Origin of the sequence: Paenibacillus glycinis (assembly GCF_009909185.1) — a bacterium.
GTDB lineage: Bacteria > Bacillota > Bacilli > Paenibacillales > Paenibacillaceae > Paenibacillus_Z > Paenibacillus_Z glycinis.
This window is the reverse complement of record NZ_JAAAMV010000020.1, coordinates 56655-69400: the sequence shown is the minus strand read 5'-3', so window position 1 is coordinate 69400 and position 12746 is coordinate 56655. Positions and strand designations below refer to the sequence as shown.

At 59.6% G+C, this 12746-nt stretch carries 13 protein-coding genes; 5 read left to right on the top strand and 8 right to left on the bottom strand.

Annotation, left to right across the window (positions count from 1 at the left end; translation table 11 throughout):
• Positions 1-7 precede the first annotated feature (7 nt).
• Complete coding sequence (locus GT019_RS20780) at positions 8-1291, bottom strand: adenylosuccinate synthase (protein WP_161745118.1); 1284 nt, start codon at positions 1289-1291, stop codon at positions 8-10.
• Positions 1292-1402: 111 nt separating this feature from the next.
• Here GT019_RS20780 and GT019_RS20775 point away from each other — a divergent pair, with 111 nt between their 5' ends.
• Positions 1403-2305: a LysR family transcriptional regulator gene (locus GT019_RS20775; protein WP_328804006.1), complete on the top strand. Its 903-nt coding sequence runs from the start codon at positions 1403-1405 to the stop codon at positions 2303-2305.
• A gap of 54 nt (positions 2306-2359) precedes the next feature.
• Here GT019_RS20775 and GT019_RS20770 read toward each other — a convergent pair whose 3' ends face one another.
• From GT019_RS20770 to GT019_RS20750, 5 genes are all read right to left on the bottom strand, one after another.
• Positions 2360-2794, bottom strand: a complete 435-nt coding sequence (locus tag GT019_RS20770; RefSeq protein WP_161745116.1) for a DUF1284 domain-containing protein — start codon at positions 2792-2794, stop codon at positions 2360-2362.
• A 36-nt stretch (positions 2795-2830) separates the two neighbouring features.
• Entirely contained in the window at positions 2831-3595 is a 765-nt protein-coding gene (locus GT019_RS20765) for a GNAT family N-acetyltransferase (protein WP_161745115.1), read from the bottom strand.
• 112 nt (positions 3596-3707) lie between these two features.
• Positions 3708-4970, bottom strand: coding sequence for an alkaline phosphatase (locus GT019_RS20760; RefSeq protein WP_161745114.1), 1263 nt, complete (start codon positions 4968-4970; stop codon positions 3708-3710).
• A 187-nt stretch (positions 4971-5157) separates the two neighbouring features.
• Entirely contained in the window at positions 5158-5958 is an 801-nt protein-coding gene (locus GT019_RS20755) for a sugar phosphate isomerase/epimerase family protein (RefSeq protein WP_161745113.1), read from the bottom strand.
• A 58-nt stretch (positions 5959-6016) separates the two neighbouring features.
• Complete coding sequence (locus GT019_RS20750) at positions 6017-6610, bottom strand: hypothetical protein (RefSeq protein ID WP_161745112.1); 594 nt, start codon at positions 6608-6610, stop codon at positions 6017-6019.
• A 350-nt stretch (positions 6611-6960) separates the two neighbouring features.
• Here GT019_RS20750 and GT019_RS20745 point away from each other — a divergent pair, with 350 nt between their 5' ends.
• From GT019_RS20745 to GT019_RS20735, 3 genes are all read left to right on the top strand, one after another.
• Positions 6961-8802, top strand: coding sequence for a DEAD/DEAH box helicase (locus GT019_RS20745; RefSeq protein WP_161745111.1), 1842 nt, complete (start codon positions 6961-6963; stop codon positions 8800-8802).
• Positions 8799-9755: a YqhG family protein gene (locus tag GT019_RS20740; protein ID WP_161745110.1), complete on the top strand. Its 957-nt coding sequence runs from the start codon at positions 8799-8801 to the stop codon at positions 9753-9755. The genes GT019_RS20745 and GT019_RS20740 overlap by 4 nt, the downstream gene beginning before the upstream one ends.
• A 171-nt stretch (positions 9756-9926) precedes the next feature.
• Entirely contained in the window at positions 9927-10820 is an 894-nt protein-coding gene (locus GT019_RS20735; RefSeq protein ID WP_161745109.1) for a hypothetical protein, read from the top strand.
• An 11-nt stretch (positions 10821-10831) separates the two neighbouring features.
• On the opposite strand, the gene GT019_RS20730 is transcribed toward GT019_RS20735, so the two are convergent.
• Positions 10832-11014, bottom strand: a complete 183-nt coding sequence (locus GT019_RS20730; RefSeq protein WP_161745108.1) for a YqzE family protein — start codon at positions 11012-11014, stop codon at positions 10832-10834.
• Positions 11015-11163: 149 nt separating this feature from the next.
• On the opposite strand from GT019_RS20730, the gene GT019_RS20725 reads away from it, so the two are divergent.
• Positions 11164-11937, top strand: a complete 774-nt coding sequence (locus tag GT019_RS20725; RefSeq protein ID WP_161745107.1) for an N-acetylmuramoyl-L-alanine amidase family protein — start codon at positions 11164-11166, stop codon at positions 11935-11937.
• Here GT019_RS20725 and GT019_RS20720 read toward each other — a convergent pair.
• Positions 11905-12735, bottom strand: a complete 831-nt coding sequence (locus GT019_RS20720; RefSeq protein ID WP_161745106.1) for a divergent polysaccharide deacetylase family protein — start codon at positions 12733-12735, stop codon at positions 11905-11907. The two genes, GT019_RS20725 and GT019_RS20720, sit on opposite strands and share 33 nt — an antisense overlap.
• Positions 12736-12746 lie beyond the last annotated feature (11 nt).

Here is a 12746-nt window from a genome sequence, read left to right as displayed (position 1 = left end):
CCCTGCGTCAAAGGCGTTCGAGCATCTGCTCGCGCCGCGGTCCGATAGAGATCCGCGTGATCGGGACGCCGATTTTACGTTCGGCGAATCGGACGTAAGCCTGCGCCTCGGGCGGCAGCTCCGCGAACGAAGCCGCCGCGGAGATATCGCGCCTCCATCCGGGCAGCACCGTATAGACCGGCGCAGCCGACTCCAGCTCGGCCGTGACCGGAAATGAATCGAGCAGCATGCCGTCGGGCAGCCGATACGCCGTGCAGACCGGGATCTCATCCAAATAACCGAGCACGTCCAGATTCGTAAGCGTCACGGATGACGCGCCCTGCACGCCGCAGCCGTAGCGCGTCGCGACGGTATCCAGCCAGCCGACGCGCCTTGGCCGTCCCGTCGTCGCACCGTACTCCCCGGCATCGCCGCCGCGGCGCCGGAGCGACTCGGCCTGTTCGCCATGCAGCTCCGACACGAACGGACCGGCGCCGACGCAGCTGGAATATGCTTTCACGACCGCGATGACGTCGGCGATGGCCCCGGGCGGCAGCCCCGCGCCGACCGAAGCAAACCCGGCCAACGTCGACGACGAGGTTGAATATGGATAAATCCCATGATCCGGGTCGCGCAGCGCGCCGAGTTGACCCTCGACGAGAATCGCCGCCCCCTCCGCAAGCGCCCGCCGAAGCATGCCGGTCGTATCCGCCGCGTACGGCAGCAGCTTCTTGCCATACGCGGCAAGCTCAGGCAGGAGCGCTTCGACCGCGATCGGCTCGCGGCCGTAGAGGTGGCGGAGCAGGACGTTTTTGGCAGCCAACGATTGCGTCAGGCGGATCCGAAGCCGCTCTTCGTCGTAGAGATCGGCAACCTGCACGCCGAGCTTGGCATGCTTGTCGGTATAGAATGGCGCGATGCCGCATCTCGTCGAACCGAAGGCCGCGTGGCCGAGCCGTTCCTCTTCCAATACGTCGAACAGCCGGTGATACGGCATGACGAGCTGCGTCCGCTCCGAGACGAAGATGTTCGGCTTCGGCACCGCCCGAGCTTCCAGCATCGCAAGTTCCGCCAGGAAAGCCTCGGCATCGAGCGCCGTCCCCGGTCCGATGACGTTGGTTGCATGGGGATAAAAAACGCCGGACGGCAGCATGTGAAGCGAGAATTTCCCCCAGCCGTTCAGAATCGTGTGCCCCGCGTTGCTGCCGCCCTGAAACCGAACCACGTATGAAGCGCGCTCAGCCAGCGCGTCCGTCACTTTCCCTTTGCCCTCGTCTCCCCAATTCGCGCCGACGATCGCCGTTACGGTCATTCCGCATCTCCCCTAATCCTTGTGATTGCGCCGCAAGGCTGATTATAATGGAAGATACATCATTAGAATAATTGATATAACTAATGGCAGCCATAAAAGGAGCTCATGCCCGTGAACGAAATCAACCTGGAATGGTACCGCAGCTTCTATTGGTGCGCGAAGACGGGGAGCTTATCCCGGGCAGCCGACAAGCTGCACATCACGCAGCCGGCTGTCAGCCATACGTTGAAACAGTTGGAGGACATGCTGGGAGGCGCGCTGTTCGTACGCGGAGCGCGAGGCGTACGGCTGACGGCAGAGGGCGAGGTGTTGCTCCGTTACGTGGAGCAGGCGTTCAACTTCGTCGCGGCGGGCGAGCGTAAAATGCTGGAGATGCATCAGCTTGCCTACGGAGAAATCGCGGTCGGGGCTGGGGATTCGCTGTGCAAGCATTATCTGCTGCCGTACCTGGAGCAATACCGCGACCTGTACCCGCAGATCCGCATCCGCGTTACCAACCGCACGACGCCGGAGACGCTGGCTTTATTGAAGGAAGGCGCCATCGATCTCGGCATCGTGAACCTGCCGGCGGAGGATGGAAAGATCGATCTCGCGGCCGGGCGGTCGCAGCAGGATTGCCTGGTCGGCGGTCGACGCTATGACGGCTTGGCCGGGAAGCCGCTCTCGCTGCAGGAACTCGCGCATTATCCGCTGCTCATGCTCGAGAAAGGAACGAGCACGAGACGGCATCTGGATCGCCATGCGGAGAGCTGCGGCACCGCGCTTCAGCCGGAGCTGGAGCTGGGCAGCATGGATCTGCTGGCGGACTTCGCCATACGCGGGTTCGGGCTTGCCTTTGTCGTGCGGGATTATTACGTCAAGGAGCTGGAAACCGGGGAGTTGATCGAGGTTCCGCTTCGCGAGCCGGTACCGCCTCGGGCGGCAGGCATAGCGACGCTGAAAGGCGCTCCCCTGTCGGAGGCGGCCAAAAGGCTGCTAGAGATGCTATCCGTCCCGAATAATGAGGATCGTTGATCTTACGTTGCGATCACTCGGCGCTCCAATATTATTCGCTCGTTCATTCGAGCTTCATAGCGCTTCCGCTTGCGGCAGCGGCGGGAGCCATTCTCCCCGCTTGATCGTGCGTACGCCCGCTTCGCATACGCCATAGGAGCGCCACTGGCAGGTGATGCACAAGTCGTTGATATCCTCGGGCATGACGTGCTTCCGGACCCGTTCGATAACGGCGGTCCATGGCAGCGTAAGTCCGGCCTGAAGCTGCAGCTGCTTCAGCGCGCGCGCGTCGAGTCCGGCGACGGAATCATTTTCGCAATGCGCTTCCTCGCCCTCCGGGAAGCAGGCGCATAGATCGTCGGGCCCCGCGATGATCGTCACTAGCGTGCCCGGCTCGTCCCGCAGCCGGTTGTAGACGTTCGTCATATTGGCCGCGTACGCGGCCGAATACCCCATTCCCCGAAATCCCAGCAAACATAGCAGATGATGGCCTCTCAGCCGAATGTCCATGCGTGAACGTTCTCCTTCCGACGGCATGAATCCCGCTTACCCGCCGCGTTTCTTGACGCGGAACCAGTAGGGATACAGCTCCTCATACGATAGTTTGGCATACAGCCGATTGGCCGGCGCGTTGCTTTGCACGACCTGCAAATAACTGCGCGCGGCCCCGTTCGCCCTCGCCCATTGCAGCATATGCCGGATCAACCGTTCCCCATGCCCTTGATTCCGCTGCGACGGCGCGGTTGCGATATCGTACAAACCGACGTACTCCCCTTCGATAACGGCAAGGCCGCAGGCAGCCGGGACCTTGTCCGCGTAGAGCGTGAAGTACCCGGTCTTCATCGTGATGGCGTGAAGAATCCGCGCGGCCGCGCCTTCTTTGCAAGCCGGTATATCGTTGAAACCGCACATCAAGCCCAGCCAGGAATACGACAACCGATCCTCGCATTCGATCGCGATGCCCGGATCGTATGCTTTAGACCGCAGGAGCGAGTCGAGGTTAGGTAACATCATAACACGCGAAGGCGTGTCCAGCACATAGCCGCGCGCTTCCAACGCAAGATCGAGCCCGTCCGGCGCGAACGGCGTCAGCTTGAATATCGTATCCTGCCCCGCACGGTCGTAGAAGGCTTCGCAGGCATCGATTTTCCGCCTCAGCGATGCTGCCGTCTCCTCCTGCGCGTACAGCGGATGGACGGAGTTCGCCCGCTTGGTATAGCCTTCCGCCAACCGGAGCAGCCAGCCGCCATGCGCGACGGTCTGCTGCGACGGCCAGGCATTCATCGTTAATTCCTCGATCGCAACCGCCATGTGCAAGGCCTCCTCAGTCCATAATTATGTATAAATATACGTTGTATCGCATTAAAATTCAAGAAAAAAAGCTGCCTCCTCGAGAGGAGACAGCTTTTTTTCAGTTGCTTGCTTATTTAGGAAGCTTGATGCCCATGGCTTGCGCCAGGCGGGTGAAGATGCCCGTATTCTCGTAAACGCCCGAGAACAGCTCGGCGCCCGTACCCATGACCGTTACCGGTACGTCAACCGCCGTATGGCCGGAAGTCGTCCAGTCCACGACGAAGTTCATTTTCGAGTTCGCGATGGCGAAAGGTCCGTCTTCTTTGGAGATTTTGTCGCCCGACTCGTCGTTGGCGTCGACTTCTTCGATCGAGAAGCCGCCTGTTTCGTGGTCAGCCAGCACGAGGACGAGCGTATCCGGATGCGCTTTGGCGAAGTTCTTCGCGATGCGCACCGACTTGTCCAGCTCTTGGCCGGCTTTGATCGTCAGTTTGGCGTTGTTGGAGTGCGCCATTTCGTCCGTTGCTTCCTCTTCGACCATCAGGAAGAAACCTTTTTTGTTCGTGGACAGCGTGTCGAGCGCTTTTTTCGTCATGTCAGGCAGGGAAACGACCGGCGCGTAGATGTCGCCTTCGCCTTCCGGACGTTGTTGGAACATTTCTTCGTTCGCGAACAGGCCAAGCAGCTTGCCTTTCGCTTTTTGCATGTCGGCTTTGTTCTTCACGTACGTATAGCCGAGCGATTTCGCTTTGTTGACGAGGTTGCCCTGCGTGCCTTTGCTCTTCTCGGACGGATCTTCGGCAGGCTCGTCCTTGAATCCGCCGGCTTGTCCGGCCGGGTACCAGAAATCTTCGCCGCCGCCGAGCAGGACGTCGACTTTCGTTTTCGTCAAATATTGCAGGGCGATGTCGCTTTGTTTCGCGCGGTCTTCGACGTGGGAAGCGAACGCCGCCGGCGTTGCGTCGGTGATTTGGCTCGTCGTTACGAGACCCGTCGATTTGCCCATTTCTTTGGCGTATTCATAGATCGTTTTTGCGTTTTTCTTGTTGGCGTCCATGCCGATCGCGCCGTTGTACGTTTTCACGCCGCTTGCATAGGCCGTTGCAGCCGCAGCGGAGTCCGTTACGGGAACCGTGGAGCTCGTATGAATCAATCCGAGGTAAGGCATGTCGTCCATCGCCAGTTGGCCGCTTTCGCCGACCGTCGCCAGACGAATCGCGTCGCGTTGAGCCGTGCCCATGCCATCGCCTACGAACAGAATGACGTTCTTCGCTTGTTTCGATGCTGCAGACGCTTCGTTCGTCTTGCCTTGCGCCGCGACAAAACTCGTCACGACGAGAGCCGCTGCCGTAATGCCAATCACAGAAGTCTTCCAGCCAATTGTGGATTTCATGAGTACGCCTCCTATTATCTTTTCTATAGCATCATAGAATTCGAGTATTAAGAGGATGTACGAAACATGTTAAGATCCTGTGAAGCAATTTCCAATTTTGTCGAAATTCTTGAAAACGAACTTTGCTTATCCGTCAAAATGCGATAAAACCCTCCATGTCGCGAGATGCTCCCACTTGCCATGCGGCCTAAGATCCGGCGTTGAGGGGGTACCGTTCCCTTAACCGCCGAACGGACTCACGGAGCGCTTCGCCTGTCTTCACTTCGATCACCGCGGAGATACCGTGCGCTTGCGCGAAATCCAATCGCCGATGGATCGGCACGTCCCCCGAATATAGCGTTTGATGATCCGACTGGGCGCGGCAATCATGCAGATGCATATGCCTGATCCGACCGGCATGCGCGAGCAGCGCGGGCTCTTCCCGGAAGCCGGTCTTGGCGTCGTGACCCGTGTCCCAGGTCAGACAGAAGTTATCGAATGCCGCAAGCCGATCGAGCGCATGACGGATAAAAGGAAGCTGGAAATTGCATGTGTTCTCGATGCACAGCCGAATGCCGCGCCGTTCCGCATGGCGGTACAACGCGCGGTACGAATCCAGCAGCAGCGCGATGAATTCCGTTTCATAGGCGGCATTGATCCACTCCCTGCCGTCCGGCAGCGTAAAATAGATGCCGTTGTTCACGTGCATGTTCAGCGTCCCGATACCTGCCAGGCTGGCCCAATCCATCGCCTCGATGCAGCAGGCCATATGTCCCTGCCGAATCCTCGGTTGAAAGGATGCCAGGTCCAGCTCTTCCGGCAGATGCAGCGTAAACGCGATCCCCGTCTCCTCCGTGATCGCGCGGAGATGCGTAGGGTCCAAGTTCTCCGGGATGCAGATCGGCAAATTCATGTTCAATTCGACGAAATCCAGCTGTAACTCCCGGCACAGCTCCACGTTCTGCTCCAGCCTCTTGAACTCCACCAGCGTCGGCATGCCGAGCTTCATAGGATCACCTCTTCGGTTAACATCGTCTTGCCTGTTGCCCTGCCTGCGCCAAGCTGTCTCAATAGGACACCAGGCCGCCGACCGCGCAAGCCCTGAGCGTCTGGACCGTATCTTCGAGCACCTCGATCACTTCGGCGAAGTCCAACATTTCCAAGGCTTGTCCCTTGGCCTCGTCTTTCATCGCGAAGTCATCGGCCAACTCGTTGACGATAGCGGGCAGATACCGGTAATCGATCTCGTCCATCGCGATCGGCTCCGCTTTCATATCGATCAGCTCCAGCTCGTAATAATCGATCAATCTGCCGTTCAACCGCCGGAAATCCCGATAATACTTCCCTTGCGCGAGTTCCTTCTCCGGCTGAGGCAGCCATCTGATCCTCGGATCGTAAATGCGCGCCGTCCAGATATGATCGGCGATCAAATGATAATAGTAGCCAAAGAAGAACGGCTCGTTCCCCCGCTGCAAGTATTTCGCGCTGAACCCCGCCAAGTTCATATATCGCTTGCCATCGTCGCCTTCGACGACGAAATGCGAAACGCTCTTGGGCGCATGCATGTTTTTATTCACGTCCGGGGCAATGCCGCCAAGCAGAAACTGCTCGCGCGATCCTTGCATTTCCTCCGCAAGCAGGGTCCCTATGCAATAATGCATGACTCTCGATCCCATCGTTCGATCATTCCTCTGTATGGTTTTCGATTTATTTTCCGATTCGGTAGATTACGATTACGATCCACGAACGCGAGCGAATCACGCTCTTATAAATAACTACGAGCACTGTTCGCTTATTCCTGCCTTGGGCGAATCTTTGCGGCTCGCCGGCTAGCCGACCCCCCATTTTCGTTCTCGGGGCCTAGCAATATTTTAGGTCCTTCCGTTGCCATGGGGATGAAAACGCTCCTTTGGCCTGCGCGCCTTATGAATTCCCGAATCAAGGGTCATACTAACCTCATACAGTTTCCGTTCATTCTGCCGGAATCTCACAAGAAAGGAGTTCCGCCCCCATGCATCCGAGTAACGATTCCGCCAATGGCGAACAGCAGCTCTCTTCGAGTCCGAGCGGCGCGGGCGCAGGAACGCCCAAACGCAAGCTTCTTCATCCCGGCGTCGAGCTTCATTTCGACCGCGCCTGGCTGCAGCAGCTGCAGGAACGCGTCGACCGCAACGGTCCTTGGGACGACTGGACCTTGTACCAGCTTGCCGTGGAAGCGGAACAATCCAAGCTGGTGAGCAGCTTCGACGACTTGCAGTGCCTGCGCAGCCTGCCTTCGTTCGAGCCCATGCCGCATCAGATCAGCACCGCCCGCAAAGTACTGCACGAAATGAGCGGCCGGGCGATCCTGGCCGACGAGGTCGGTCTCGGCAAGACGATCGAAGCCGGGCTCGTCCTGAAGGAATACATGGTTCGCGGACTCGTCAAACGCGCGCTCATCCTCGTGCCCGCCTCGCTCGTGCTGCAGTGGGTGCGCGAGCTGAACACCAAGTTCGGCATCTCCGCTTACGCGCAGAAGAAAGACCATTCCTGGGGCTATGACGTCGTCGTCGCCTCCATGGACACGGCGAAGCGCGACCCGCACCGCGACAAGCTCTTGAACCAGGATTACGACATGCTGATCATCGACGAGGCGCATAAGCTGAAGAACAAGAAGACGACCAATTATCAGTTCGTCAACGCGATGCGCAAGAAATACTGCCTGCTGCTGACGGCGACGCCGGTTCAGAACGACCTGGACGAGCTCTTCAACCTGATCACGCTGCTGAAGCCGGGCCAACTCGGCGGCCAGAACGAGTTCGCGGCGAATTTCGTCGTGGACAAGCGGCTGCCGAAGAACGAGGACCAGCTGCAGGAGGCGCTGCAGGCGGTCATGATCCGGAATCGGCGCGGCGACGGCGGCATCCATTTCACGAAGCGGATCGTCAAGAACATCCGGCTGAAGCTGTCGGCCGAAGAGCAGGCGCTCTACGACGCCGTCACCAATTTCGTTCGGGAACGGTTCGACGAGAATCAAGGCGATTGGACGAGCATGCTGTCGCTCGTCACGCTCCAGCGCGAGGTATGCAGCAGCCGCGACGCCGTCTTCCTGACGCTCGTCAACATGTTCAAGAAGACGCCGGAGGACTCGCCGGTTCGCGCGAAGATCTGGCAGCTGGTCGAGGTCATCCGCGGCATTCAAGCCAACACGAAGGCGGAGAAAGCGATGGAGCTCGTCCGCGAAATGAACGACAAGGTCATCATTTTCACGGAATACCGGGCGACGCAGGAATATCTCCTGCAGTACTTCCGTTCCCACAACATGGTGGCCGTTCCGTACAGAGGCGGCATGAACCGCGGCAAGAAGGACTGGATGATGGATCTGTTCCGCGGCCGGGCGCAGGTGCTGATCGCGACGGAAGCCGGCGGCGAAGGCATCAACCTGCAGTTCTGCCACCATATGATCAACTTCGATCTGCCTTGGAATCCCATGCGCGTCGAGCAGCGGATCGGGCGCGTGCACCGGCTCGGGCAGACGAGCGACGTGCACATCTACAACCTGTGCACGATCGGCACGATCGAAGAGCATATCGTCAGCCTGCTGCACGAGAAGATCAATCTGTTCGAGCTCGTCATCGGCGAGCTGGATCATATTCTAGAGCGCTTCGAGAAGAACGAAACGCTCGAGCAGCGCCTTGCCCGGCTGCTGCTGGAAGCGGGGACGAACAAGGACGCGCTCAAAGAAGGCATCGACGAGCTCGGCAGCTCGCTCAGCCGCATCCGGGACGAAGTGGAGCTCGATGAGCCCGTCGATCTCGGAGCGGTCGACGCCGTCCTGAACGCCGTCGGACAAACGATCGAGGTGAGACCATGAACGAGCGCCAAATCCACAAATTCGTCCAACGCTACCTGGAAGCGACGGACTGCCGGATCGTCGAGAAATCGCCCGCGCATTTTCAAGTGAAGCTGTCCCCCCGCGCGGACCGGGATTTGACGAACCGTCCTTATTACTGGAGCTTCGTGGATCGGACCGGCGCCGAGCCGGAGACCATGTCCATGCTGCTGGTCACGGACAAGAACAAATACGACGAGGCCGACGCAGCCGCCAAGCAGAAGCCTCCCGTTCCGCAGAAACCCGCCGCGGGTTCCGCGGGCGCCGCCGGCGAAGCCGCTTTCGGCCGTTCGTTCGGTTACCTGAACAGCACGATTAACCCGAGCGCGCGGATGGCTCGGGAGGATTTGCACTTCGGCGCGCGGCGGCTGGAGCAGCTGTTCCAGTCCGCCAAGCTCGGCGGCAGCTACCTGTGCCTGTTCCAGGAACCGGAGAAGCGCACCAGCCACCCGCTGCATTCGACTGCTTACAGCGCCTGGCTCGGGGTTAATATGAAAGTAGAATTCCTGTGCGACATGAAGCGGGAAGAAATCCATTCCTTCGGCATCTCGCTGGCGACCGGCCAATGCCTGGAGCAGTTCAACGACCGGCTGCTGCAGCACAAGATGACGCCGAAGCTGCCGCCGAACGTCCATACCGCCAAAAATGCGATCACGCTCAACAAAGCCGCTTCCATCGCCGAGGGAATCCTGGAACGCAAGCTGCGCGCGTACGATTACGGATGGGCCGACGCGGCCGCTCGCCGGTTGGAAGAAGAGCTGTCCACGATCCGCCATTACTACGAGCCGTTGATCGAAGGCGCGGAAGAAGAACATCGCCCGCTCATCGCGGAACAATACGAGCGCAGGCAGGACGAGATCCGCTGGCAATACGAGCCGCGGGTCAGCGTTTCGGCGACGAACTGCGGCATCTTCTACCTGCAGGGCATCGGGTAGCGAAATTGCGACAACGACCTCCCTTATTCCGGCAAAAATAGAACGGTGCTCGTCCCGCTTCCCTGACAGGAACCAACAACTTCCCCGCGCGCGCTGCGCTACAATAGCAAGTGTCTGGTTATGTCAGCCCTTCGTCGCCCTATTCTACAGAAACAGCAGGTGATGCCGTTTATGAAAAAATGGACCGCGATTCTTGCCGCGTTGTCGGTGATGCTGATCGTGAGCGCGCCGATGCGCGCGGCTGCGGCTTCCGTGCCGGATGCCGCCCAAACCGCCGATGCGCCGCTGCAGCAGCACGTCCGGACTTGGACGGACGCGTTGTCGAAACAGCCGGCTTTCAGCGCCTGGAACGGCGCGTCCCGCTCCATCTCGCCGCTCGGACCGGGCACGCACGGCTGGCTCGTCACGTTCGCGCATGACGGAAAGCCGGTCGGCTACATGATCGTAAACGCCACGCCGGAAGGCGGCTATCAGCTTGGCGAATACGGCGCCGGCCGGCATCCCGCCTTCGATCCCGATACGATGTACAACGCGCTGATCCGCCAGGGCTTAATCGGCGGATACGACGAAATCGCCAAAAAGCCGCTCCGGCTGGAACGGCTTTACTTCTCCCCGATGCTGGCCGCCTGGAAATGGACGGCCGCGAGCGGAGAAACGTATTATTTGGACGCATGGACGGGCGAAGCGCTGCCGATCGACGAGCAAGCCTGGCTCGAGCAGACGAAACGACCGGTACCGGCCGATTTCGCCGGCACGCCGGAGATCAGCAAACTCACGGCGGCCAAAACGAATCGGACCTTCGATCCGTTCGAACGCCTGCCGTGGCTGACCAACGCCCCGCTCTCGGCAGAGCAGCTGAAGGGCTTGACCGGAATGCTGGACAAGCTGGCACAGGTCCGCTACACCGCCGAGCTGTTCCGATCCACCGTGCTGTACGTGCTGCCCGCGGTCGGCTATCACGACTGGAACGACGGACGGTTGTACGTGGCTTTCGAACAGAGCTTCCCCGGCACGCGGTATATCCCGTTCGAAGCGTTGAGCCGGGAGGGGCATTTCTACAAATAACCGTTCGATCGTCAGTCGCGGGATTTGATCCACTGGGCGAGCGCGAAGCCGCCCAAGCCGAACCATCGCGTCAGCCAAGGCTCCTTAGCGGCTTTGGCTTTTTTGCGGTTTTCTTTGCGCTGCTCCTGGGGCGTCTCCATATAATCCACGACTTTGCCGGTCATGAATTTGATGTAGTCCTCGGTCTTTTCCATGCTTTCGAACGCTCCTCTTCGTTAAGGTATGGGTACGGAACTCCGTTATCCACAGTGTCCCCGCGAATCATTTCTTTCAAACATGCATGAGTTCCCTTGGTCTGTGCCACGCTAAGGATAATCATTTTGGAAATGGAGGAGGGATGACGATGCGCCGCAAGAAGCTTCTTTCGTTTCGCTTGGCCGTGTCGTTGTGCGCCGGCGTTATCCTGCTGTATGGCGGATGCCCGACGGGCACGTCTTATTCGCGCGGTGCCGAACCGGCGGAAGCGAAGGATTCCGCCCCGTCCGCGCAATCGCTGCTGGACAGCCAGCTGCCGACGGATTACAGCCGCGCGCTGCCGACCGCCCAGGTATTGATCGACGTGGGTCACGGAGGCATCGACGGCGGGGCGCATCATGAGGACATTTTGGAGAAGGACATCAACCTCGCCGTCGCCACGAAATTGTACGCCATGCTGCAGTCCGGCGGGGTCCGCGCCATCATGAACCGCAGCGGCGATTACGCGCTGAGCGACGACAACCGGTGGAATCCGTCCGCGTCGCGGCATCGCCGAGACTTGTCCCAGCGCAGCCAGCTGACCAAGGAAATCAACACCCAGATCCTCGTCAGCATCCACGTCAACTGGGCCCCGGACCGCACGGAATACGGACCGCTCGTGCTGCATCAGAACGAAGGCGAAAGCGCGCTGCTTGCCTTCTGCATCCAAGACGCGCTGAACCGCAGGCAAAACACGCGCGGCCTCCCGCGCGTCGGCAAGCCCTTCTACCTGCTCAATGTCGTGAGACAGCCCGCCGTCATCGTGGAAATGGGCTTCATCAGCCACGAAAGCGACCGGGCCATGCTGACCGATCCCCGCAAGCAGGAGGAGATCGCGGCCGCTATCGCCTCAGGGGTGCGGAATTACATCCTTCTCCGCTGAAGGCACGACCATTTCGGACAATTTCACGAACTGCGTATCGCCCTGCATCCGGGGAATGGCGCTCTTGAGCACGGCGGCGGTTAATTTGCCCGGCGGCCCGACATGGCCGATCGTGACGCAGCTATCGTTGTTCTTCAAGTATTCGCGGAGCACGCCAAGCTGCTTCGTGATATGGCTCGTCGAATAAACGTCGTCCAGGAACACTTGATTGGACAAGAGCGGGACGCCAAGTTCGGCCGTCAGCTTGGGCAGCACCGTCTTGTAGGTGGTCCGGCTGTCCAGGAAGAACAGCCCCTTCTCCTTCACGACGGTCAGCACGACGCGCATGACCCGTTCGTCCGCCGTCGCTTTGGAGCCCATATGATTGTTCATGCCAACGGCGTACGGCACGTCCGCGATCGCCGCCTCCACCCGTTTGCGGATCTCGGCATCGCTCATCGCCGTCGTGATGGCGCCGGGGCCGAGCCATTCCGGCTTGCCCCTGACCGGCTCCATCGGCATATGCACGATGACGTCGTCGCCCAGCTTGTGCGCGAGCTCCGCGTCCTGCTTCGTGGTCGGCATGAACGGCATGATGGCCGTCGTGAATTTGACGGGCAGCGCCATCATTTCCGGCGTGCCCGTCATGCCGTTGCCGAAATCGTCGATGACGATGGCGACTTGACGATGGCCTTGAACCGATGTCGGCTTGCCTTCCGGGGCCGCGTTCGATGCCCGTCCCGATAAGGGAAACAAGGTCAAGCACAAAGCGGCGGCAACCGCCGCGCTTCCGATTTTCTTATTGCGTTTCCTGTTCATGTTCGTTCTCC